At 60.3% G+C, this 22,230-nt stretch carries 18 protein-coding genes and 2 pseudogenes; 14 read left to right on the forward strand and 6 right to left on the reverse strand.

Going from position 1 to position 22,230, the window contains the following annotated elements; all coding sequences use genetic code 11:
- Positions 1 to 213: 213 nt before the first annotated feature.
- Positions 214 to 1,107, reverse strand: coding sequence for an AraC family transcriptional regulator (locus tag C7411_RS29160; RefSeq protein WP_110387463.1), 894 nt, complete (start codon positions 1,105 to 1,107; stop codon positions 214 to 216).
- 164 nt (positions 1,108 to 1,271) lie between these two features.
- Here C7411_RS29160 and C7411_RS29165 point away from each other — a divergent pair, with 164 nt between their 5' ends.
- The 7 genes from C7411_RS29165 (at position 1,272) to C7411_RS29195 (ending at position 7,540) form a co-directional block, all read left to right on the forward strand.
- On the forward strand, positions 1,272 to 1,823 hold the full coding sequence (locus C7411_RS29165) for a type 1 glutamine amidotransferase domain-containing protein (RefSeq protein ID WP_110387464.1): 552 nt from the start codon (positions 1,272 to 1,274) through the stop codon (positions 1,821 to 1,823).
- Positions 1,824 to 1,864: 41 nt separating this feature from the next.
- The gene (locus C7411_RS29170) at positions 1,865 to 3,292 is read left to right on the forward strand and encodes an NAD-dependent succinate-semialdehyde dehydrogenase (RefSeq protein ID WP_110387465.1); all 1,428 of its coding nucleotides are present in this window, start codon (positions 1,865 to 1,867) and stop codon (positions 3,290 to 3,292) included.
- 16 nt (positions 3,293 to 3,308) lie between these two features.
- Positions 3,309 to 3,785, forward strand: a complete 477-nt coding sequence (locus C7411_RS29175; protein WP_110387466.1) for a hypothetical protein — start codon at positions 3,309 to 3,311, stop codon at positions 3,783 to 3,785.
- Complete coding sequence (locus tag C7411_RS29180) at positions 3,782 to 5,125, forward strand: class-II fumarase/aspartase family protein (RefSeq protein WP_110387467.1); 1,344 nt, start codon at positions 3,782 to 3,784, stop codon at positions 5,123 to 5,125. The genes C7411_RS29175 and C7411_RS29180 overlap by 4 nt, the downstream gene beginning before the upstream one ends.
- Before the next feature lie 189 nt (positions 5,126 to 5,314).
- The gene (locus tag C7411_RS29185) at positions 5,315 to 6,070 is read left to right on the forward strand and encodes an SDR family NAD(P)-dependent oxidoreductase (RefSeq protein ID WP_110387468.1); all 756 of its coding nucleotides are present in this window, start codon (positions 5,315 to 5,317) and stop codon (positions 6,068 to 6,070) included.
- A 98-nt stretch (positions 6,071 to 6,168) separates the two neighbouring features.
- Positions 6,169 to 6,597 (forward strand): tautomerase family protein, encoded by a 429-nt coding sequence (locus tag C7411_RS29190; protein WP_110387469.1) that lies wholly within the window; start codon positions 6,169 to 6,171, stop codon positions 6,595 to 6,597.
- Positions 6,598 to 6,655: 58 nt separating this feature from the next.
- On the forward strand, positions 6,656 to 7,540 hold the full coding sequence (locus C7411_RS29195; RefSeq protein ID WP_110387470.1) for an NAD(P)-dependent oxidoreductase: 885 nt from the start codon (positions 6,656 to 6,658) through the stop codon (positions 7,538 to 7,540).
- Between the two features lie 64 nt (positions 7,541 to 7,604).
- Here the strand turns inward: C7411_RS29195 and tnpC are convergent.
- Positions 7,605 to 8,402, reverse strand: a pseudogene (gene tnpC, locus C7411_RS29200) (IS66 family transposase); the annotation flags it as partial.
- A 58-nt stretch (positions 8,403 to 8,460) separates the two neighbouring features.
- On the opposite strand from tnpC, the pseudogene C7411_RS29205 reads away from it, so the two are divergent.
- Positions 8,461 to 9,912, forward strand: a pseudogene (locus C7411_RS29205) (IS1182 family transposase).
- Between the two features lie 265 nt (positions 9,913 to 10,177).
- Here the strand turns inward: C7411_RS29205 and C7411_RS29210 are convergent.
- Together C7411_RS29210 and C7411_RS29215 are read right to left on the reverse strand one after the other, a co-directional pair.
- Positions 10,178 to 11,485, reverse strand: a complete 1,308-nt coding sequence (locus C7411_RS29210) for a HEPN domain-containing protein (RefSeq protein ID WP_110387471.1) — start codon at positions 11,483 to 11,485, stop codon at positions 10,178 to 10,180.
- A gap of 439 nt (positions 11,486 to 11,924) precedes the next feature.
- Positions 11,925 to 12,674, reverse strand: a complete 750-nt coding sequence (locus C7411_RS29215) for a glucose 1-dehydrogenase (protein ID WP_110387472.1) — start codon at positions 12,672 to 12,674, stop codon at positions 11,925 to 11,927.
- An 80-nt stretch (positions 12,675 to 12,754) separates the two neighbouring features.
- Between C7411_RS29215 and C7411_RS29220 the strand changes: the two genes are divergently transcribed.
- Positions 12,755 to 13,336 carry a TetR/AcrR family transcriptional regulator gene (locus tag C7411_RS29220; RefSeq protein WP_110387473.1) on the forward strand — a complete coding sequence of 194 codons (582 nt, stop codon included), beginning with the start codon at positions 12,755 to 12,757 and terminating at the stop codon, positions 13,334 to 13,336.
- A gap of 213 nt (positions 13,337 to 13,549) precedes the next feature.
- Here the strand turns inward: C7411_RS29220 and C7411_RS29225 are convergent, their stop codons facing one another.
- Positions 13,550 to 14,965 carry an IS1182 family transposase gene (locus C7411_RS29225; protein WP_110387474.1) on the reverse strand — a complete coding sequence of 472 codons (1,416 nt, stop codon included), beginning with the start codon at positions 14,963 to 14,965 and terminating at the stop codon, positions 13,550 to 13,552.
- A gap of 578 nt (positions 14,966 to 15,543) precedes the next feature.
- Between C7411_RS29225 and C7411_RS29230 the strand changes: the two genes are divergently transcribed.
- From C7411_RS29230 to C7411_RS29240, 3 genes are read left to right on the forward strand one after another with little or no spacing between them, the layout of a single operon-like run.
- Entirely contained in the window at positions 15,544 to 16,356 is an 813-nt protein-coding gene (locus C7411_RS29230; protein WP_110387475.1) for a transporter substrate-binding domain-containing protein, read from the forward strand.
- 39 nt (positions 16,357 to 16,395) lie between these two features.
- On the forward strand, positions 16,396 to 17,946 hold the full coding sequence (locus tag C7411_RS29235) for an amino acid ABC transporter permease/ATP-binding protein (protein ID WP_110387476.1): 1,551 nt from the start codon (positions 16,396 to 16,398) through the stop codon (positions 17,944 to 17,946).
- A gap of 26 nt (positions 17,947 to 17,972) precedes the next feature.
- Positions 17,973 to 19,406: a zinc-binding metallopeptidase family protein gene (locus C7411_RS29240; protein ID WP_207786573.1), complete on the forward strand. Its 1,434-nt coding sequence runs from the start codon at positions 17,973 to 17,975 to the stop codon at positions 19,404 to 19,406.
- Position 19,407: 1 nt separating this feature from the next.
- On the opposite strand, the gene C7411_RS29245 is transcribed toward C7411_RS29240, so the two are convergent.
- Positions 19,408 to 20,304 (reverse strand): LysR family transcriptional regulator, encoded by an 897-nt coding sequence (locus C7411_RS29245; protein ID WP_110387477.1) that lies wholly within the window; start codon positions 20,302 to 20,304, stop codon positions 19,408 to 19,410.
- A gap of 545 nt (positions 20,305 to 20,849) precedes the next feature.
- Between C7411_RS29245 and C7411_RS29250 the strand changes: the two genes are divergently transcribed.
- Positions 20,850 to 21,476 carry a tyrosine-type recombinase/integrase gene (locus C7411_RS29250; RefSeq protein WP_110387478.1) on the forward strand — a complete coding sequence of 209 codons (627 nt, stop codon included), beginning with the start codon at positions 20,850 to 20,852 and terminating at the stop codon, positions 21,474 to 21,476.
- Positions 21,477 to 21,788: 312 nt separating this feature from the next.
- Positions 21,789 to 22,142 carry a putative periplasmic lipoprotein gene (locus C7411_RS29255; RefSeq protein WP_110387479.1) on the forward strand — a complete coding sequence of 118 codons (354 nt, stop codon included), beginning with the start codon at positions 21,789 to 21,791 and terminating at the stop codon, positions 22,140 to 22,142.
- The last annotated feature ends 88 nt before the right edge of the window (positions 22,143 to 22,230 follow it).

The following is a 22,230-nucleotide window of genomic DNA, read 5'->3' on the forward strand; positions in this document are numbered from 1 at the left end:
TGCCGCCCATAGCTCGTTACTGATTTTTCGTCTGGCCATGCCCCCAGGATATGGCCTTCATGGCTTCATGTCCAGGTTGTGTTAGCCACTCTAAGTGTGAGTTTCAGGAGGTTGTTCCCTTCCGCAGGGATGAGGAAGCCGATGACGCAGTGGTACTAGGCAACATCCACTCCTTAATTCTGGTTTGTCGCTCTTACCGCCTTATGCCCAAGTTCAAGCCGAAGCGTAGACCTTTGTCTTGGAGACCTTGATGTCGCGCACCGGCGGGGCACCGAACATACGACTGTACTCGCGCGTGAACTGCGGCACGCTCTCGTAGCCCACAGCATAGGCAGCCATGCTGGCCGAGGTGCCCTCTGACAACATCATCCGTCGCGCTTCGATCAGACGCAATTGCTTCTGGAACTGTAGGGGCGACAGCGTGGTGACGGCGCGGAAGTGCTGGTGAAACGTGGAGGGGCTCATGCCCGCGGCCTCGGCCAGGCGCTCGACCCGCAACTGCTGCGCGTATTCAGACCGAATGATGGCGACGGCACGAGCGACACGCTGGGCGTTGCCTTCGACTATGCCCAGATTGCGGATCGCTGGGCCATGGCAGCCGGCAAGAAGCCAGAAATGCATTTCCCGGATCACTTGCGCTTTCAGCACCGGAATCGCCGCAGGGCGGTCGAGCAGGTGCATCAAGCGTAGTGCCGCGTCGGCAACCTCGGCTTCGGTTGGTTCGACTCGCACCGGGGCGCCAATCTCTTCCTGCGCAATATCCATTTCAAGCGCGAGTGCCTCGATCACGGCAGGGTCTAAATCAAAAACCAGCGAGTAATACGGCACGCTCGCGTTGGCCCGTGTGATCTGACTGACCGTGGGCACATCGGCGGTGATGAGCAGGGAGTCGCCTGCGCCGAAATCAAACGTGCGGCTGCCCATCATCACGCGCTTGCTGCCTTGCACTACGAGCGCGATCAGCGGGCGCGAGATGTCGTATTGCAATTCGCTAGGCGTGCCGGCGCGAATCGTCGTTAACCCCGCGATCGGGGTGCTCGCGATGCCTTGCGCGTCCGAATGGATATCCGCATAGCGGCGGACGGCGGTGAGCAGAGTTTCAGCCATGTATAGATGGGTAATCCTGGTCGGGCGGGTACGCAATCGGTTGCCAGAGGATCAGGCAAGAAGATTCGAGGTTCCGGCAACTCCCACGGTTCATTCGGGACGAAAGTGATCGTACACCGGACCTGGGCATTCCGCCCCGTCCTCATCTCTCCAGGAAACGCACCATGACTCGCAAGACCCGTGTTCTGATTATGTCGACCGATGGATTCGAAGATTCGGAACTCTACAGCCCGCGCCAGTCTCTGCTCGATGCGGGTGTTCGCGTGACCCTGGCCTCGCCGGGCGCAGCCCCCATTCGCGGCACCGTCTACAACTTCGAAACGGGCCACTCCCCCGATTCCAGCGAGACCATCACGCCGGACATGCTGATCGCAAACGTCGATGTCGCCGACTATGACGCGCTCCTTCTCCCGGGCGGCGTCGTCAATCCGGACAAGCTTCGTCTGGACGGACATGCCATCGAGGTCATCCGGGCGTTCAACACTGCCGGCAAGCCTGTCGCCGCGATCTGCCACGGCCCCTGGCTGCTGGTCGAAGCCGACGTGCTGCGCGGTCGCAAGGTGACCGGATGGTATTCGATCCGGACCGACCTCAAGAATGCCGGCGCGACGGTCGAGGACAAGGAAGTGGTGGTCGACGGCAACCTCATCACGAGCCGTATGCCCACCGACATTCCTGCCTTCACCGAGGCGTTTGTCGCGGCGCTCTCCGCCTGATCCGCTCACGCGAGCTCGTCGCCCAAACAGGATTTCTTGCCATGACCAGCAAATTTCAACTTTTCATCCACGGCGTTTGCCGTGAAGGCTCCGAGGGCCAGTCCGTCGATGTCATCAACCCCGCGACCGGGCTCGCCATCGGCAAGGTCGCGTACGCCTCGCCGACCGATATCGAGGAGGTCGTCCACCTCGCCGAGCAAGGATTGCGCTCCTGGAGCGCGGTTCCGCCATGGGAGCGCGGCCGTATCCTGAAGGACGCTGCGGCCCGCCTGCGCGCGGACATCGACCGCATCGCTGAGGTGATTACCCGCGAGCAGGGCAAGCCGCTCGCCGAAGCACATATCGAGATCGACCGCTCAGCCGACTTCCTCGAATGGGGCGGCGAGCAGGCCCGGCGCATCGCTGGTCGGATCGTCCCCGGCCGCCGGCCTGGCCAGCACATCGAGATCCAGCCGCACCCGATCGGCATCGTCGCGGCTTTCACGCCCTGGAACTTCTCGATGGCGCTCGCCGCCAAGAAGTTCGCGGGCGCGCTGGCCGCCGGCTGCCCGATCATCTGCAAGCCCTCCCAGGAGACCCCGGGTTCGGTGCTCGAGTTGGCCAAGGCGTTGGTCGCCGCCGGTGTGCATCCCGCCGCCGTCGCCGTCATCTTCGGCGATGCAAACCGTGTCTCGACCCAGTTGATCGAGTCTCCCTCGGTCGCGAAAATCACCTTCACCGGCTCAATCCCGATCGGCAAGCGGCTCGCCGCTGCCGCCGGCGCGGCCATGAAGCCGGTAACGATGGAACTCGGCGGCCACGCGCCGGTCATCGTCTGCGGTGACGTCGATCCCGAAGCGACCGCCGAATTGCTGGCCAAGGCGAAGTTCATGAACGCTGGCCAGATCTGCCTCTGCCCGTCGCGCTTCTTCGTCGAGGCGAGCATTGCCGATCGCTTCACCGCGCGCTTCGCCGAGCTGGCGCGGGCGTGGAAGGTCGGTGACGGCATGGACCCCGAGACCGAAATGGGGCCGCTCGCCAATGAGCGTCGCGTCGAGGCGATCGACCGGCTTGTCGAGGATGCGCGCCAGCGCGGCACGACCATCCTCGCCGGTGGCCACAAGGTCGGAAATCAAGGCTATTTCTACGCGCCGACCGTCCTGACCAACGTGCCCGCCGAAGCCGCGATCCTGCACGAGGAGCCGTTCGGGCCGGTGGCGCCGATCCTTCCCTTCTCCGACGAGGCCGCGATGCTAGCCGAAGCCAACGGGCTGGAGTTCGGACTCTCATCCTATGTGTTCACGCACGATGGCGAGCGGCAGCGCCGCCTTATCGACGCGCTGCACTATGGCGTCGTCGGCGTGAACGGCGGCCTCACGCATCAGCCCGAAGCCCCGCTCGGTGGTTGGAAGGAAAGTGGAATCGATACCGAAGGCGGCATCGAGATCCTCGACCCGTACACCATCACCAAGCACGTCAACCTCCAATAGGCGCTGGTGCGTGACCATGCTCGATCATTCGCTCATCCCGCTCACCTTTGTGGGCGGTCCCGCAATCCTCGCCAATGCCCGTGCGATTCTCCAGAACGGCGCCAACATGCGATACGGCCATGCCGTGGATCAGTGGCGGACTTTCCAGACGTCGCTGGCTGAGGAGGACGGGAAGCTCGCGCGGCTGTACTCGGACCCGAGCGCAGTGGTGCGCCTTTCGGAGAAGCGACTTCAACCGCAACCGCGCGAACTCGACTTCCTTGTGGCTGGTGCATGCCTTTTCGGGGTCGCCTGCGTACTCGCTCTCGTCTGGTCAGTGCTGTCTCAGATCCAGAGTGTCGCGTCACCAGTGGCAGCCGTAGCTATGCTGGTTTCCGGTGCCTTGGGTCTGGCCGCGCTCGTCGCTGTCGTGGCCACGATCCTTCAGGAAACCCGTTGCACTCGCACCCTCATGGGCCGGCACCTGCAGCGCGATTCAGGAGCGAGAGTATGAGTGCGCTTTCGCTTGTGGATTCACCGCTGTTCGGTCGCAGCTTCGTCGATGACGAAATGCGCGAACTGTTTGCCAGTGACTCATTCGTTCGGCGCTGCATCGAGACCGAGGTCGCACTTGCAAGAGCGCAAGCTCGGATAGGCGTCATTCCAGAAAAGGCAGCGCTTGAGATCGCTTCCGCTGCCGAGAAACCCTTCCTGAACGCAGATCGCCTGCAGCGTGAGACCGAGGTTGTCGGCTATCCCATTCTGCCCATCGTCGAGCAGCTCGCTGACGCCGCTGGAGAAGGTGGGCGCTATCTCCACTGGGGCGCCACCACCCAGGACATCATGGACACGGCGACCGTGCTCCAGGTCCGAACCGCGCTGGAGCTGATCGATCGAAGGCTCGGTGAGACGATCGAGGCTCTACGCCGTCTGGCTGAAACCTATCGCGATACGCCGATGGCAGGGCGCACGCATCTGCAGCATGCCTTGCCGGTGACCTTCGGGTACAAGGCGGCAGTATGGCTGAGCGCGTTCAGGCGGCATCGCGAGCGGCTTCTCCAACTGCGTCCTCGAGTGCTTGTCGTCGAGTTCTCGGGCGCCGCCGGCACCCTCGCGTCGCTTGGCTCGAAGGGGCTTGATGTCCAGGCGGAGTTAGCGCGCGTCCTCGGACTCGACGTGCCGCCGATCACCTGGCATTCGATGCGCGACGGCATGGCTGAAGCCGTCCAGCTACTGGCGCTCATCAGCGGCAGCCTCGCCAAGATTGCTTTCGACATTTCGATCATGGCCTCCACCGAATTCGGGGAGGTGTCGGAGCCTTTCGTCCGCCACCGTGGCGCTTCCAGCACGATGCCTCAGAAGCGCAACCCGGTCTCGTGCGAGTTGATCCTCGCGGCTGCCACGATGGTGCGACAGCACGCCGGGCTCATGCTGGATGCGATGGTCCACGATTTCGAGCGAGCGACCGGGCCCTGGCACCTCGAATGGGCGGCTGTTCCCGAGAGCTTCGCGTTGACATCGGGTGCGCTCGCACAGGCCACCTTCATGCTTGGGGGCCTTGAAGTTCATGCCGGGCGGATGCGTTCGAACCTCAGTGCCTCGCGTGGTCTCATCGTCGCGGAAGCTGTGATGATGGCGCTGGCGCCGATAACCGGCAGGCAGACTGCGCACGACCTGGTGTACGTCGGCTGCCGCCGCGCTATCGAAGCCGATCAGTCGCTGTTCGAGGTGCTGTCCAGAATGAAGGAGGTCGCCGTTCCGCTGGGATTGGAGCGGCTGCGGACGCTGACCGACCCAACGCACTACCTCGGCGCAGCGCCCGAGATGGTTGATCGCGTGCTCGCACACGGCTGAAAGACACGCGATTGCCTTCGGCGTTGAAGACACCGCCGCGCCAGGCGCGGAGGTGTTTTTTTTGTGCCCAAACACGGCCCGTGTCGGCCAGAGGAATAGGCAAAAAGACCCGAGGAACCAGCAACAAGCGCGTAGGACTCGGCCAGATACTGTTCCTGTCACATCGACACCACTTCACAGGAGCCCTATATGTCCACCATTTCGCTTATCACCGGCGCCAGCCGTGGCCTCGGCCGCAATACCGCATTGAGCATCGCCAGCCACGGCGGCGACGTGATCCTGACCTACCGCAGTGGCGAAGCCGAAGCCCGCAAGGTCGTCAGTCAGATCGAAGCCATGGGCCGCAAGGCCGTCGCCCTGCAGTTGGACGCCAGCGACGTATCGACGTTCGCACGTTTCACACAGAACGTCGGCGCTGCGCTGAAAGATGTCTGGGGGCGCGATACGTTCGACCACCTGGTCAACAACGCCGGCCACGGCGAGATGGCCTCCTTCGCCGAGACGACCGTAGCGCAGTTCGATGCGCTGATCAACGTCCACGTCAAAGGCGTCTTCTTCCTCACCCAAGCGCTGCTGCCCCTGCTCGCTGATGGCGGCCGCATCGTCAACCTGTCCACGGGACTGACTCGCGTGACCGCCCCCGGGTTCTCGGCCTATGCCACGGCCAAGGGTGCAGTCGAGATTCTCAGCGTGTGCATGGCCAAGGAACTCGGCAGCCGCGGCATCACCGTCAACACCGTGGCCCCTGGCGCGATCGAAACCGACTTCCTGGGCGGCGCGGTGCGCGATATGCCCGATCTCAACAAGCAGTTCGCCGGCATGACCGCGCTGGGACGGGTCGGTGTGCCCGATGACATCGGCCCGATGATCGCCAGCCTGCTGGGACCGGACAACCGCTGGATCACCGGTCAGCGCATCGAGGTCTCGGGCGGTCAGGCCATCTGACCTCGCATCGTCCGCTGAAAACTGCAGCGTTATTCGGTGGCTTGGTGCCGCGGCAGTCATGCCGCGGCACCTGCTACCTCTGATTGGAGATTCGGAAAATGCCCAAGATCATCATCCATGCACCGGAAGGCACCTTCGATGTCGCGGCGCGCAGACGGGTTGCCGCCGAACTGACACCCTTTGCGCTGGAGTGTGAGAGCCTGCCCCAGTCGGCCTTCGTGAAGAGCACGGTCTGGATTTACTTCAACACATACTCCGGCGATGCCGTGTTCATGGGCGAGGGGCCGGCTACGGCGAAGATCATCAGCGCACAGATCTACGTCATCCAGGGCGGCCTCGATGACGAGGCAAAACTGAAGCTGATCCGAGGCGCGACGCAGATCCTGGGGCGCCATTCCGGCAGTGCCGGGCGCATCCCGGTCTATCTCGTCATCCACGAAATCCCTGAGACCAATTGGGGCATCTTCGGCGAATTCGCCAATCTGGCCGCATTGCGTGCGTCGGACCCGCATGCGCCGGCCCTCTGATCGATCACGTGCCGCTCATTCCACTGTTTAAGTCAATTTAACTCAAGAAGGATGGATTATGCGTATTGGAATAGCAGGACTAGGAAAGATGGGCGCTGCCATGGCAGCGCGTCTTCACGAGATGGGCGAGGAGGTCACTGTCTGGAACCGCTCCCGCGAAAAGGCCGAAGCGAGCGGGCTTCCGATCGCAGATACGCTGCACGCGCTCTGCGAACGCAGCGACATCATCATCACGTCCTTGTTCGACGATAGTGCCGCGGTGGCCGTGTACTGCGGAGACGAGGGGCTGCTCGCCGCGGGGTGCGGCAAACTCTTCATCGAAATGAGTACGCTGAGTCCGGCCACGCAGACTTTGTTTTTCGAGGCAGCCAGGCGCGGGGGCGCGGCCTTCATCGAGTGCCCGGTCGGAGGCACCACCGGGCCAGCTCGTTCGGGCCAACTTCTGGGACTGGTCGGGGGCGAGATCGGCGATCTGGAGCGTGCACGCCCGGTGCTGCAGATGCTCTGTCGCCGGATTGAACGGATGGGGGCGGTCGGTAGCGGTGCCCTGACCAAGTTGGCCATCAATCTGCCGCTGTTGGTGTTTTGGCAGAGCTTCGGGGAGGCGCTGGCGCTGGTGCGTGGGCTCGGCAAGGATCCCGCCTGGCTCGTGCAGTTGTTTTCTGAAACCGCCGGCGCGCCGAATGTCTTGAAGGTCAAGGCGGCGGCGGTCGCCGCGACGTTGGCCGGCGACCAGCATGTCGCGGCCACCTTCGCCATCGACGCCATGTGCAAGGACCTTCGAACCATGCTGGCAGAAGGCGAAGAGCGTGGGCTTCTGTTGCCCTTGGCGTCACAAACGCTCTCAGTTCTGAACGATATCAGCGCTGCCGGTCTGGGCGACTGCGACTGTTCGTATGTACCTGCCTACTGGGCAGCAAGTGAGCGCAATCGTGGCTACTAGGAGATGACGGTAAGCGTTCAAGCGAGGCCGTAGCCGAGGTTGTTGACAAACGCGATGGAGGTGTTTACCGAATGGGCGCTGTCTTTGCAGCGGCGGGCAGATGCTGCGCGACATTCCACGGCAGCAGCTCGTCGATGCGGTTGACTGGGTGATCCGCAATACGCTCGATGAGGTAGTGCAAGTAGGCCTCGGGATCGAGGCCGTTCAGACGTGCAGTACCGATCAGACTGTACATTGCGGCAGCCCGCTCGCCTCCCGCATCGGAGCCTGCGAACATGAAGTTGCGGCGACCGAGAGCAACTCCGCGCAGCGCGCGCTCGGCGATCAGGTTGTCGATCTCCGCCCGTCCGTCTGCGCAGTAGTAGACGAGCGCCGGCCAGCGATTGAGCGCATAGCGAATCGCTTTGGTCGTGTCGGACTTCGCCGAGAGTGTGGTGAGCGTGGCCTCGAACCAGCGTTTCATGTCGTCGAGCAGCGGCACCGCTTGTGCCTGACGCACGCGCTGGCGTTCGTCAGGCGGCTTGCCGCGGATCTGCTCCTCAATCCTGTAGAGCGCGCCGATACGGCGCAGCGCCTCCTCCGTCACCGCATTGGGACGCACCGCGTGCAGGTCGTGCATCTTTCGGCGCGCGTGCGCCATACAGGCAGCTTCCTGGATGCGCTCGCCGCGATATAGCTCCGCGTAGCCAGCGAAGGCATCAGCCTGCAGCACGCCGGTGAAGTCGGCCAGATGCTGCTGCGGATGCTCGCCGCGCCGGTCAGCCGTGTACGCGAACCAGACCGCCGGCGCCTCAATCGAGGCGCTGTTGCGATCATCGCGAACGTAAACCCAGAGGCGTCCTGTCTTCGTGCGGCCGAGGCCGTGTCAAAACCCGGCCGATCACCTAGACTGAATCAACCTGTTAGCGCGAGAGGCGGAGATGGGGCGATTTGTCGAAGGTGCGGACCGCAATCAGGCAACGCTGCTGCCGGAATGTCTCGAAGACTTCATCGCCGAAGACAATCCCGTCCGGATAGTCGACGCATTTGTAGACGAACTCGAACTGGCCTCCCTGGGATTTGACGGGGCCACGCCCGCGATTACAGGCCGACCGTCTTACCATCCAGCCGTTCTGCTCAAAATCTACATTTACGGCTACCTCAATCGCGTGCAATCAAGCCGACGACTGGAGCGGGAGTGTCAACGCAATGTCGAACTGATGTGGCTGACTGGTCGCCTCGCGCCAGACTTCAAGACGATTGCCGAGTTCAGGCGCAGCAATGGTCCCGGCATTCGCAACGTATGTCGGCGCTTCGTAGTGATATGCCGTGACCTGAAACTCTTCACGCAAGCTGTCGTTGCCATCGACGGCAGCAAGTTCAAGGCGGTCAACAGCCGCGATAACAACTTCACACCCAACAAGATTGCAAAGCGTCAGGAACAGATCGAGCAAAGCATTCAGCGCTATCTGGATGCACTGGAGACCGCCGACCGAACACAACCGGCTGAGGTAGAAGCAAAAACCGAACGGCTACGGGAAAAGATTGAAACGCTGCGCGAACAGATGCGCGATCTGGATCGTGCCGCAGAACTGTTGAATGATTTACCGGGAAAACAGGTCTCGCTAACTGATCCCGACTCACGTTCGATGATGTCGCAAGCCAAGGGTACAGGCGTGGTGGGCTACAACGTTCAGGTGGCTGTCGACACGAAGCATCACCTCATCGTGACCCATGAAGTGACGAACATCGGCAACGATCGGACGCAGTTGAGCCCGATGGCCAAGGCCGCCCGCGATGCCATGGGCAAGAAGACGATCAAGGCACTGGCCGATCGTGGGTACTTCAGTGCCCCGGAGATCAAGGCGTGCGATGACGCGGGTATCGCGGCGCTGGTGCCGAAAATGCAAACCTCCAGTGCAAAGGCTGACGGACGATTCGACCGGGCCGACTTCATCTAAATCGCAAAGGATGACCAGTACCTGTGTCCGGCGGGCCAACGGGCGATTTACCGATTCAGTTCGGTCGAGCGCGAAAATCCGATGACCCTGCGTACCTACTGGAGCAGCGCTTGCCCAAAGTGCCCGATGAAAAGCCAGTGCACACCGGCTGATTACCGGCGTATCCGACGATGGGAACACGAAGCGGTGCTCGAGACAATGCAGTCAAGGCTGGATCGCCAGCTCGACGCCATGACGATACGACGCCGAACGGTCGAACATGTGTTCGGCACACTCAAGCACTGGATGGGTTCGACCCACTTCCAGACGCGCCGTTTGGGCCATGTCGCGGCCGAAATGAGTTTGCATGTACTGGCATACAACCTCAAGCGCGTCATAAGGATTCTCGGGTTCGCAAAGACGATGCGCGCAATGAAGCTGGCAGGCGCGTGAACTCGCGCGCCGACGTTGTTCACCGGCAAAGCTCGATCACTTCATCCGCTTGCGTCTCGGTCCAACGCAATCGTGCTCCCGACAGGACTTCACCAACCGGCCGTTCCGCACGTTTTTACACGGCCTCGGCCAGCAGCGGACTGTCGCCAATCTTCCGTCAAGGTCCGTTGGAAATGCGTTTGTGGACGCACACGTCGCGTCTGCGGCAGGGATTTCGCAGCGATTTCTCCAGGCTCATCGCAGAAAGCAGATAGTTTGATAACGTTCAGCCATCGGCCGAGTAGCCCGGCTGCTCTGTAATATCAAAGAGCGACCAGTCCGGAATTTCACCCCGCATGATGATCTTTTTTGTCAGTTGGACGCACAACGACAGACCTCGATCGACGATCTGCGACACCGTGAAGTGTGAGCCCGCGATTGCAGCAGTAGCATTTTCGTCAATCCGCCCCGTGTGAACGAGTTTGCTTCGAATCGAGTAGGTCTTGTTGATGATGGCCGCATTGATAATACGTTCGTCACGCGAGCCGCCTACCAATCGAACCGTGCGGACTTTGACCTTGTGAGTCATCTCGTTGTTAGCTCCGTCCCCCACCAGAGCTTCGAGCGCGGTGGCTAACTCAACTGCGCGATCGCCGACGCTTCGACGGCGCTGCGCTTGACTAATTCGTTCGATCGCGACCCGTACATGTTGACGTGTGCCTGCCGGCAACGCGAGGTATGCCCTCACCATCTCCGGCGCTTCGTCCGGATCGAGGTTTGCGTTATTTCCGAATTGCGTGGGCATAATCTCCATCAGCGAGTTCATGCTGCTAGGCCACACATTGAAATCGGAGTCGTCAAAAGTAAACCAAAGCATTGCAGGTAGCGAGACCCTTGGGCCGACTATGGTGAGAACGAGGGCGATTTCGCGTAGAAGCTCGTGCGTCGATATGTAGTCATCGTGGTGCGGCGTCGCGGAACCATCGTAGGTAAGCGGCGCGACTTGTCGCTCTATCACAAGAGCAGATTTGGGAGCCGCGAAATCGAGTGCGGACGTGGGCATCCTTCCCCCAACTCCGAACGCGTGGTCGATCACGATTCGTTTTTGCTCGCTTTCAGGAAGCCTTTCCACCGGAACAATCTTTACATCGTCCGTCAGTTGAATCTCACTCTCAACGGGAACTCCCCACAACGTCAAGATCAATCGGCCTGTTGCGTCCGAAGTGGTTAAGACCTTTTGGAGCCACTGAATCGCCTTATCAGCTGACCCCAATTGAGCAGCACGGCGAACAAGGAGTTGGTCGACAAAGTTTGGATAAAACCCGGACCCGCCACCTAACCCGCTGTGCATCATTCTCACATGCTCACCGGGAAATCGGCTGTCTCGGAGGATGGCATCCTTAATGCCAGCTGTGAGCTCTTGAAGTTGAGTAACTGCACCCCACCAAACGTTTCTATCCTCACTTCGCAGTGCGCCAAGGAACGGAATCTCGATATTCGGATAACGAGTCGAGTCTATCTTTTCAAGGACGCTGTCGAGCAGACGTTCTAGCTCCGGCTCTCGGTCTTGAGGTTCAGGTGTTTGGGTTGACATTCCGGGCTCGCGGGCGATTGACGACCCATTGTAGCCTTACGGGTGAGCTGACCAAGCGGGCGGGAAGTTGCATGTTGTGACATGCGCCACCCGTTTGAGCATCTCCCGTCGAACCCGAGTTCGTTGCGATAGGTTGGACGCTGGCCGTTAGCGGAGGAACGACGAAGAGCCGGCACGTGGTGTCTCAATCGGAGCTAACAGCGGACGTATCTACATCGCATCCGAATGGCTCGAACGGGTCGGCTACGGCAGTTCGAGACTTCGGGGCCGCAGGAGGCCGGGCGGCCGGTCTCCTGCTTCCGGGTTCGGCCAGAGCCTGACTATCGTCTCCTGACTCGAGCGTCCGCAGGACGCCAACAAACGGACGTATATACCGTAGCCCAGTCACTGCAGAAATCGGCGTACGTCTGGCGTGAGCGACGCAACGGTGCTTTGGCGCTCAAACGGCGAGTGATCCCCCGTCGACGAAGAGTTCGACGCCCGCGACGTAGCTACTTTCGTTTGATGCCAGGAAAAGCACGGCACGCGCGATCTCTTCCGGTTGCCCCAGGCGCCCCATCGGCACAAGCTGCTTCAACACGTCTTCGACTCCCGGACGCGCGTCGAGGTAGCTACGCATCGGGCGCGTCTCTGTTCCACTCGGCGAGACCACATTGACACGGATGCCTCGCTCCTTCAGGTCGCTGGTCCAGCTTCGTGCGAACGAGCGCACTGCCGCCTTGCTCGCGTTGTAAAGCGACTGGCCCGGAATGCCTTTGCTGCCTGCAACCGAGCCGTTAAGGACGACCGCGCCGCCTGACGACAGTAGCGGCAAGGCTTTCTGCACGGTGAAGAGCAGACCACGCACGTTCAGGCCGAAGAGTCGGTCAAAGCTGTCCTCAGTAATCGTTCCCAGCGGTCGCGGTTCGATTTCAGAGACCCCAGCGTTTGCAAAAACAACATCGAGCCTGCCGTAATCGCGCCGGATGCGATCGTAGAGTTGGTCAAGGTCGGCGAGGTTACTGGCATCCCCCTGAACGCCAACGGCGCCGTTGCCGATTTCCCCCACTGCTTCGTCAAGTCGATCCTGCCTGCGACCCGTTACGTAGACCCGCGCACCTTCGTTCGCGAATAGCCGGGCAGTTGCCAAACCAATGCCTTCAGTACCGCCGGTGATTGCCACGATCTTGTTTTCGAATCGCTTTGTCATATTTGCCTCTGTTTAAGTGGAGTGTTGCTCCACTTAGTATATGGAGGCATCATCCACTTTTCAAGAGGAGTTGAGGCAAAATGAAGAGCAAGCTTCCCGCGACCGACGAAGCGCCGCTGCGTGCCGACGCAGCCCGCAACCGGGAACGCATCCTCGAAGCGGCGGAAGAAGTGTTTCTCGAACGTGGCGCTGAGGCTTCGCTCGACGATATAGCCAGGCGTGCCAAGGTGGGTATCGGCACGCTCTATCGTCGCTTCCCGACGCGCGATGCGCTCCTCGCGGCGGCGAGCGACGAGCGCCTCCTGGCACTCGCCAAGGCGAGCCGGGCACGAGATGAAAAGCTCGAACCGAGCGCTTCCATACGCGCCTTCGTCAAAGAACTCGTGAACCACGCGAGTCACTATCGCGGGCTAGCGGCGTTGCTGGGAACGGTACTCCAGGCAGATACGCCTGGCTGTCACGCCGGACGTGAAGAGGGACGCCGACTGCTCCAGCGTGCCCAGAAGACGGGGACTGTTCGCAAGGACGTTTCTTTCGACGATCTCGTTTGTATGGTCACGGCGATCTCTCTTGCCATCGAGCAAGGCGGCTCGTCGAAATCGCGCGTTGCCCACCTGGTGGACCTCTTCCTCGACGGCATAGGCAATACCCAAGCGATGTGAAAGCGTTACTGCTTCTGGATTTGAACTCGCAACAGGGGCCGCGATTGGCTCTGAAGCGGACCTTGGCTAGAGAACGGTGAAGGTACGCCGAGGGTCTATTTCGTTGAAAAACTGTGTTTTCGCGCGCGGACGCGGTCACGTTTGGACATGCGATCGACGCGCTCGACGCTCTTTCCGATCGCGCTGCTGCCGGGCGCCGCCCGGTGATGCATATCAAGCGGCCACCGCTGCCACTTCCTGCTGCTTTGGCATCAACCACTTCGCCATTCGCCTCAGATTCTGCGCCGTTGCAGCCAACAAGAACTCGTCATGGGCACCTGATGGACCTCGTAGTCGGAGACGATCGAGCTTCATGACGCGTTTGAGGTGAGCAAACAGAATCTCAACCTTTTTGCGGTCCTTGCGTGACTGCCTGTATGCCGGTGTTTTCGCAATAGCCCTCGCCTTATCCCGTGCTGATTCATGGACGCTTCGGGCTATCTTCCGCATTGGTGTGTTTGGACAGCATCGATCCTTCAGTGAACACCCAGCGCAGTCCAACTGGCTTGATCTGTAGACGACCGTGTTGGCCTTGGTGATGTGCGTGCGCGGATTCTTGAATGGACGTCGTTCGCTGCGCAGCGCATGTCCAGCCGGGCAGCGATACTCGTTGCTTTGCTCGAGCCACTGGAAATCGCTGTTCGCGAAGGTTTCGTCGCTACGCGTCCCTTTCTCCCACACCGGAACATGCGGCTCGATCGCCTTGTCATTGATCATCCAGGCAAGCATCGACGCTGTGCCATATGCCGTGTCACCTACCAGACGTTGAGGCTTGAGATGGAAGCGCTGCTCGACCCGATCAATCATGGTCCTGGTCGAGTCCACTTCCTGTGTGCGATATGCGGGTGTGGCCTCGACATCCACGATGATTCCCGCCTGCAGGTCAATCAGGTAGTTGGTCGAGTAGGCATAGAACGCCGGGCCACCGGGCGCAGCTGTCCAACGTGCTGCAGGATCAGTTAGCGAAATGTTCTTTGGTTGCGTAGCGGGTTCCTGCGATGGCTCCAGGGCCTGGGTGTCGGTGTCGTTCGCGTCGAGCGTCGCCAGATACTCACGCACCGCACGGCTGGGCCCTTCGCCACGACTCCAGTCGATTGCTTCAGTCCCGGCGATGCCTCGAGTGCGATTGGCGTCGGCTTTGATGACACTGGTGTCGATCGCGAACCCTTCACCACCTACGAGGCCTTCGCTCATGCAGCGACGCAAAACCGATTCGAATACATGGCGCAGCATATCGCTGTCGCGAAACCGGCCATGGCGATTCTTTGAAAACGTTGAGTGATCGGGAACCGCATCTTCAAGGCCGAGGCGGCAAAACCAGCGATACGCCAGATTCAGATGGACCTCTTCGCACAGGCGCCGTTCGGAGCGGATGCCGAAGCAGTATCCGACGATCAGCATGCGAATCATCAACTCTGGATCGATCGAAGGGCGCCCCGTATGACTGTAGAACGACGCCATGTGCTTGCGGAGATCTCCGGAATCGAAGAAGTGATCTATGCCGCGTAACAGATGACCTTTCGGAACATGATCATCAAGATTGAACGCGTAAAACAGCTGCTCCTGATCGCCGCTTCGCTGACCCATCATGACGATGCACTCCCGTCGATTGATGAATCCAGGATAGCGAACAATCCGACTCTCAGGGGTGTTTTTCAACGAAATAGGTCGCACTCTGCCGGTCGGGGTGCTAGGAGGCGGAGCCATCCCATACGAATCGCATGAGTCGACATGCGGCCAGTTTCTGACACTCGCCGACGTTCTTGCGCGGACGCTCGAACGGCTGCTCTAGGGTTACCTGCGGACCTACGAGCGTTGCACAGGAATGCGATGACCGTGCGGGGACGCATTCTATCGCGCATTCAAAGTTGAGCCGCGACGAGCGCTTATCCCTCAGCAGCGAATCCGCGCGAATGTTCTATTCGCAAGACCAGCATTCACAGCAGCATCCGGCGCAGTCCGTTCAAATCGTGCCGCTTGTTGGCGAATGTACGCACCAGATCCGGGCGCGATCTGACCGGCTCCGCTTCTGGATACAAACAACCAGTGTCCCGTTACTTCAAGAATTGTTGAACTAAAGCTTTTTATGACCGAGATTCTTCCGTTCATCGCGCACGTCCATTATGGCGTTATTGAATTTCGATCCAACTAACGCCCGAGGAATACAGATGAAACTGATGCGCGTTGCGGGTTTCGCCCTCGCACTGTTCTGCGCGACCGCCGCTCATGCCGACGAGCGGTCTTCGGCCACCGGCGTCACCGTCACGCCGAACGTGCTGAAGATCGGCATGGAGATCACGTATCCGCCGTTCGAGTCGTACTCTGGCAAGGACGTCGTGGGCGCCGACGCAGACCTAGCGCGTGCTCTCGCGAGAGCAATGGGCGTCAAGGTGGAATTCGTCGATACGCACTTTCCGAATTTGATTCTTGGCCTGAACGCGGGCCACTTCGACGCCGTAATTTCCGCGATGTTCATCAAGCCCGAGCGCACCGCGCAGGCGAACGCCATCGCCTATGCGACGACGGGCGGCGCGATCCTCGCGCCTTCCGTCGCCGCGAAGAAGCCCGCCACGTTGCAGGACTTGTGCGGCATGAAGGTCGGCGTCGAACAGGGCAACGTGTGGGCGTCGACGCTCGCGGGCGTGTCGGACTCGTATTGCAAGCCGAACGGCAAAGGCGAGATCGGTGTCAGCTCGTTCCCGTCCGCACCGGAAGCGTTTCAGGCGCTGATGTCGAACAACGTGCAGTCGCAGCTCGAAGTCGCGCCCGCCGCGCACGCGCTCGCGGCGAAGTCGTCGGGACGCGTCGTGGTGTCGTCGCCGCAACTCATTAATCCTGTGTTGCTCGGCATCTATACGAAGAAGAACAACGCGGAGCTCAACGCAAGCCTCACGACTGCGCTCGACAAGCTCAAGAAGAGCGGCGAGTTCGACAAGATTCTTGCGAAGTACAGCCTGTTGCCGCCTTCGCAGCTTCCCTGAGCCGAAGACGGCGTTCGTTGATAGCGAATCGAGGCGATCATGCAGTTCGATTTTTCGTATTTCTTTTCTCTCTTTCTCGAACGCATGTTCTGGGAAGCCTGCCTGACCGTCATCGAATTGGGTGTGCTGGCATGGTTCGTCAGTATGGTCGTGGGGTATCCCATCGCGCTCGCTAAGCTGTCGTCGAAAGCGTGGCTGCGCAAGATAGCGGGCACCTATGTATGGTTCTTCCGGAGCGTGCCGCTCCTGGTCGTGATGGTGTTCGTGTTCAACCTGCCGCAGCTGTTTCCTGGGACGGGACCGGCGTTATCGCATCCGTTTTTCTCCGCTTTCGTATCGCTGGTCGCCACCGAAGCGGCCTATATGGCGGAGATTCATCGCGGCGGGCTTCTGTCGGTAGGTCGGGGACAACTTGAAGCGGCGACGGCGCTCGGTTTGCGTCGATTCGGTCTGCAACGGCTCGTCGTGATTCCGCAGGCGTTCTGGATTTCGCTGCCCACACTCGTCAACGAGTTCATCACCTGCGTGAAGCTGACTTCGCTCGCTTCGGTGATCTCGCTTACGGAACTGTTGATGGTCGGGCAACGTCTTTATTCGCAGAACTTTCTCGTTCTCGAAACGCTGTTCGCCATCGGCGTGTACTACGTGATGATCGTGACGGTGTTCGGCTGGCTGCTCAAGCGCCTCGAATTCAGGCTCGATCTTACGCGCCGTCGTCCCGAGACCTTGTCCGCCGATGATATGGCCGGCCTGCGCAGCGGCCTCGTCGAAAGGAGCGCGAGCATAGCGCGCAGCAGAGGCGAGTCGGCGCTTTCGCTTAAGGGCATTTATAAGCGCTACGGCAAGCACGAAGTGCTAAAAGGCGTCGATCTCGACGTGGCCGTAGGCGAAGTGCTGTCGATCATCGGGCCGTCCGGGTCGGGAAAGACCTCGCTCATCCGCACGATCAACGGTCTCGAGACGCTTGATGCGGGCGAGATCGACCTGTTCGGCAAACCTTGTCTCGATGCGTCGGCGCGGCCGGATTCGGAGCGCGTGTGGCAGGGACGCAGTCGAATCGGCATGGTGTTTCAGGGCTTTAACCTGTTTCCACACCGGACCATTCTCGACAACGTGCTAATGGCGCCGCACTACCATCGGCGCGGCTCGCGTGATGAATTGCGCAACATGGGCCTCGGGTTGCTCGACAAGGTGGGGTTGCTCGCGCATGCGAACAAGTATCCACATCAGCTGTCAGGCGGGCAGCAGCAGCGCGTTGCGATTGCCCGCGCGCTCGCGATGGAGCCGGACGTCATGCTCTTTGACGAACCGACTTCCGCGCTCGACCCCGAACTCGTCGACGACGTGCTCCAGGTCATCTCCGGACTCGCGCGTGAGCATATGACCATGGTGATCGTCACACACGAGATGAACTTCGCGATGTCGATATCGGGCCGCATCGCGTTCATGGAGAACGGGGAAGTGCGCTTGCAGGCGTCGCCCGACGTCATTCGAACGCATCCCGACGCGGAACGCGTCAGGCGCTTTATCGGCATTGGCGCATTAGAAGCGCCGGGCGCCGCTCGCGCGGCATTCAGCAACAGCGCGTAATGACGCGCGCATATCGACGCACCGGCATGACTATGACAAGCATTGAACTCAAAGACGTCGAGACTCATTGGGAGGCGATCCGTCCCCGCATCGACGCAGGATTTGCGCAACTCTGGAGCAATCCCGAACTGCCATGCATGGAATTCGGCGCGTCCGCGGCACTTGCGGACTGGCTCGAAAGTGAAGGCTTCGAAGTCGAGCGCGCCGTGTTTGGCATACTCACCGCGTTCGTCGCAAGGAAGAGGACTGGCGAGGGACCGTGCATCGGCATTCTCGCGGAATACGACGCGCTGCCCGGCCTCGGCAATTGCGCATGCCATACGCGCAGCGAGCCTCCATCGGAAGCGGGGCACGCGTGCGGTCACAATCACATCGGACCCGCGAATACGGGCGCGGCGATCGCGGCGGCGCGAAGCGCGCAGGCGCTCGGGCTCGGCGGTGAGATCAAGGTGGTCGGATGCCCCGCGGAGGAGTTGCTATGGGGCAAGGTTGCGTTGTTCGTGAAGGGCGCCTTCGACAACTGCGACGTCTTGCTCACCTCACACGGTGACTATCAGAACGGCGCGATATCGCGGCCTTGTCAGGCCATGGCCACGGGCGAATTCGTGTTCGCCGGTCAAAGCAGTCATGGCGGCTACACGGGCAAGGTGAACGCGCTCGCCGGAGCGGAAGAAGCCTTGTTCGCGCTGCGCGACTTAGCCAAGCGCTTCGCCGATACGCCGATCAAGCACATCATTCGCGGCGACATGAAGATTGCTGGCGTCGTGCCGGATGACGTTAGGCTTTACTTTTCGATTCGTCATCTGGATATGGCGCGCGCGCTCGAAGTGTACGACGTAGTCATCGAAACATGCCGGACGATCGCCGAGCAGTCGGGACTCGAATGGCGCCATCTCCCAATCTCGACATGTCGCGGCTATCTCGCGAACGACGCGCTCGCGGCCGTGCTTTATGAATGCCTGAACGATGTCGGACCGCCCGCGTGGTCGCAAGACGATCAGGCGTGGATGGAGCAACTCGCGCAGCAAAGCGCGCCGGGGCAGGCCTTCGAACTCGATGAAGAGATCCGGCTCTACGATGATGGTCAGGATTACTACAGCCAGGACGATGGCGAAGCAAGCTGGCACATACCGCTTGGCCGTGTGAACTGGGCGTACCCGAAGCAGGTCCCGATTCATCACTGGGCGTGGACGGCGTTGTCAGGTCACTCGGCGGGCCGCGCGGGACCCCACATGGCATCGAAGGCGATTGCACTGGCGGCAATTAGGCTGCTCGACGATCCGCGACTGGTCGATGCAGCAAAAGCCGAACTCAAAACGAGGGTCGCAGGCGAGACAATTGGCGCGCCGCGACTAGGCGCATGGAACACGCTGACGCAGAATCCGCAGTCCTTCTGGAAAGGCACCTGGATCGAGGGCGAATGCTCGGAGGGCCTGAAGGTGCAGGGCGCGTCGGACTAGATCAGCTTCGCGCGCCGATGCGCGCGCGAAGCAGGTCGTGGAATTCCTTCGTGAGCGGTTCGTCGGCCCGGCCCTGACGTTCGATGAACGCAAACGACAGATCGAAGCGCATTGTCCCGGGCGCGATGGCGCGCAATCGTCCTTCGTCGACCCAACGTTCTACGAAATGCACCGGCAAAAAGCCGATATAGGCGCCGGACAAAATAAAAATCAACTGTCCTTCGACGCTGTTCGCCGTCGCCTGCGTTTCGCGCATGCCGTGCCGTGAGTGAATCGCCTGATTCCAGGATGCACGGCCGACGAAGCGATGATTCTCCAGATCACGTTCGCTCACGCGCCGGACAGCGAACAGCGGATGCACGTCCGCGCAATAGAGATTGTGCCTCTCGCGATAGAGTGGGTGGTACTTGAGCCCGGGCATCTTGGGCTGCACGGTGCTGATCGCCGCATCAAGGCGGTTGTTCAGCACGTGCACTTGCAACTCGTTCGATCCGCCGAGCAGCAGATGCAGATGCACCGCCGGTCGCGTCGTCGCGAACGCGGCGATGGCGGCATCTAGGGGAAGATTCGTATCGGTCACGATACCGTCGAGCATGCCGATTTTCACGCTGCCGCGCAGTTCCCCCTTCAGGTCGGCGGCGAAACGTTCGAAGCCGTCCACTTCGCCCAACAGCCTTTGGGCCTCGACGTGAAACTCCGCGCCTTTGGGCGTGAGACTGAAGCCGCCCCGTCCGCGATGACAGAGTACGACGCCGAGTTGCGTCTCCAATTGACTCATGTAAGTGCTGATTGCCGACGTCGACATATTCAGCTCGTATTGGGCTTTGGCGAAGCCCTGATGCTGGACGACGCTCATGAATACGCGCAACAGGCGTAAGTCAGGTAGTACGGTTTTCATTGGTCGATCGAACTGAGTGGAAGCGGTAGCCCAGAAAAAAATGATCCTAAGGAAGAGACAAATACCTGCCCATAGTTTATCTCAGTCGTGAAACCAGCCTTTCATTGAAGTCCCTTGTGCGTGCGAGCCGATTACAACAAATCGGGGCGGTTCTTGGATGCCCATGAAAACGTCGGATCTATGGGGCATCGCCACGCTTAAAATTCTGCGAGGCCTACAGTTTAAAGGTTCGCTCAGGCCGCGATGACAATCGAATCTCTCTCCCGCCGAAAGTAGTCAATTCGAAATGCAATGACCGGGTCAGTCGAAGACATTTGGCTTATTCCTTGACGCGGAAGTCCTAACGCCTGCTCAGCCTTTGAAGAGACATTGAGCGAGCGACGACCATCCGTCCGAGCAGCCGCCCTTGTGACGCCAGCGTGAATGACCGGATCACTCTGATACCTGCCGTTGAAGCCCAGACGGTGCGAGCGGCAGCTGGGGGTCGGGTAGCGCCCATTGCAAAAGTACAGACTGAATCTCCCTTCATCTGAAAGGAGATTGTCATGAACGCATCAATCGGTGCAGGTCCGTCGCGGGTACCGTGGAACAAAGGAAGATTGACGGGTCAGAAGCCCCCGCTCAAGCTGAAGGAGATCTGGGCGATCCGCGTGCGTTTGCAGCTTTCGTCCCAGGTGCGGGATCTGGCAATGTTCAATCTTGCCATCGATAGCAAGCTTCGGGCGTGTGATCTTACGAAGCTACGCGTGCGCGATATTTGCCATGGGGAGCACGTAGCCAGTCGCGCGACGATCATGCAGCAAAAGACGCAACGCCCGGTGCAGTTCGAGATCACCGAGCAGACGCGAGACAGCGTGGAAGTGTGGATAAGGCATGCCGGGCTGAATGCGACCGACTTCCTGTTCAAAAGCAGGATTCACGGCTCTGCGCAACTGTCGACACGACAATATGCCCGGCTGGTTCATCGGTGGGTCGCGTCAATCGGCCTTGACGACACTGCCTACGGTACGCACACGATGCGCCGAACCAAGGCGTCTTTGATTTATCGCCGCACGAAGAACCTCAGGGCTGTCCAGTTGCTACTCGGCCACATGAAGCTCGAAAGCACCGTCCGATACCTCGGCATCGAGGTCGATGACGCGCTTGAAATGGCTGAACAGACCGAGGTGTAGCGCTTCACGCCGGTCAGCAAGTGGTCGCTGACCGGCCATCATGAGCCATCCGCCGCGAGGTCCATCGCGACATTCGAGTGTCGGTAGCGCAACTGATAGCGGCCGCCCAGTCGGACTCTCAAGTTTCAAATTCAGTTGCCGTAGTAACGATGGGATCGCCCCGTGTTCGGGTAACCGCCCGGCCCGCCGTTTTGGCGGACGGCGAGATCCGCGTATGTGACATCTTGTACAACGGACGCGCGGTTCCAGTGGAAGCGTGGCTCCCCCAGCGGCAGGCGATCTAATTTCAAATCGGAATCTTCGAGAACACTTATGAAGAAGTTTTTCCTTGTGCTGTTGTTTGCCTCGTTTCTTACCGGATGTGCGGTGTCATTTGGACCGGGCGAGGGTACCGATAAGCTTGCAGACGCTTCCCAACAATCGCTTCAGAGCGAGTTTGCAGTGGGAGTTGCGTCAAGAGATGATGTGGCGTCGAAACTCGGTGCGCCGGATTCGAAGACGACTGCCGGGAGTTTCGAAATCTGGACCTATCGTTACGTCAGGCGCGCAGCGGTTGCCCTTGTTGTGGTTGCCACGCCCGTAGGGACGACAAAGACGGCAACGTTCTATTTTGATGACAAGACAGGGCTTCTCAAGCGGGTCGATTTTGAATCGCATCACGGTTGATCGTGAACTCGTGGCAACGAATGGCAAGAATTCGCAGCCACCTGCCGGATTTCTATGAGAGCAGACCGAGAACTTGAGTACAGGAGAA

It is taken from the genome of Paraburkholderia silvatlantica, assembly GCF_003096715.1.
Classification (GTDB): domain Bacteria; phylum Pseudomonadota; class Gammaproteobacteria; order Burkholderiales; family Burkholderiaceae; genus Paraburkholderia; species Paraburkholderia silvatlantica.

Coding starts and splice junctions, on each gene's coding strand:
- C7411_RS29210 (WP_110387471.1), bottom strand. CDS start 11,485: ATGTCAACCCAAACACCTGAACCTCAAGACCGAGAGCCGGAGCTAGAA.
- C7411_RS29225 (WP_110387474.1), bottom strand. CDS start 14,965: ATGATGGGTCAGCGAAGCGGCGATCAGGAGCAGCTGTTTTACGCGTTC.
- C7411_RS29190 (WP_110387469.1), top strand. CDS start 6,169: ATGCCCAAGATCATCATCCATGCACCGGAAGGCACCTTCGATGTCGCG.
- C7411_RS29255 (WP_110387479.1), top strand. CDS start 21,789: ATGAAGAAGTTTTTCCTTGTGCTGTTGTTTGCCTCGTTTCTTACCGGA.
- C7411_RS29240 (WP_207786573.1), top strand. CDS start 17,973: ATGACTATGACAAGCATTGAACTCAAAGACGTCGAGACTCATTGGGAG.
- C7411_RS29180 (WP_110387467.1), top strand. CDS start 3,782: ATGAGTGCGCTTTCGCTTGTGGATTCACCGCTGTTCGGTCGCAGCTTC.
- C7411_RS29250 (WP_110387478.1), top strand. CDS start 20,850: ATGAACGCATCAATCGGTGCAGGTCCGTCGCGGGTACCGTGGAACAAA.
- C7411_RS29230 (WP_110387475.1), top strand. CDS start 15,544: ATGAAACTGATGCGCGTTGCGGGTTTCGCCCTCGCACTGTTCTGCGCG.
- C7411_RS29170 (WP_110387465.1), top strand. CDS start 1,865: ATGACCAGCAAATTTCAACTTTTCATCCACGGCGTTTGCCGTGAAGGC.
- C7411_RS29185 (WP_110387468.1), top strand. CDS start 5,315: ATGTCCACCATTTCGCTTATCACCGGCGCCAGCCGTGGCCTCGGCCGC.
- C7411_RS29220 (WP_110387473.1), top strand. CDS start 12,755: ATGAAGAGCAAGCTTCCCGCGACCGACGAAGCGCCGCTGCGTGCCGAC.
- C7411_RS29215 (WP_110387472.1), bottom strand. CDS start 12,674: ATGACAAAGCGATTCGAAAACAAGATCGTGGCAATCACCGGCGGTACT.
- C7411_RS29160 (WP_110387463.1), bottom strand. CDS start 1,107: ATGGCTGAAACTCTGCTCACCGCCGTCCGCCGCTATGCGGATATCCAT.
- C7411_RS29195 (WP_110387470.1), top strand. CDS start 6,656: ATGCGTATTGGAATAGCAGGACTAGGAAAGATGGGCGCTGCCATGGCA.
- C7411_RS29165 (WP_110387464.1), top strand. CDS start 1,272: ATGACTCGCAAGACCCGTGTTCTGATTATGTCGACCGATGGATTCGAA.
- C7411_RS29175 (WP_110387466.1), top strand. CDS start 3,309: ATGCTCGATCATTCGCTCATCCCGCTCACCTTTGTGGGCGGTCCCGCA.
- C7411_RS29235 (WP_110387476.1), top strand. CDS start 16,396: ATGCAGTTCGATTTTTCGTATTTCTTTTCTCTCTTTCTCGAACGCATG.
- C7411_RS29245 (WP_110387477.1), bottom strand. CDS start 20,304: ATGAAAACCGTACTACCTGACTTACGCCTGTTGCGCGTATTCATGAGC.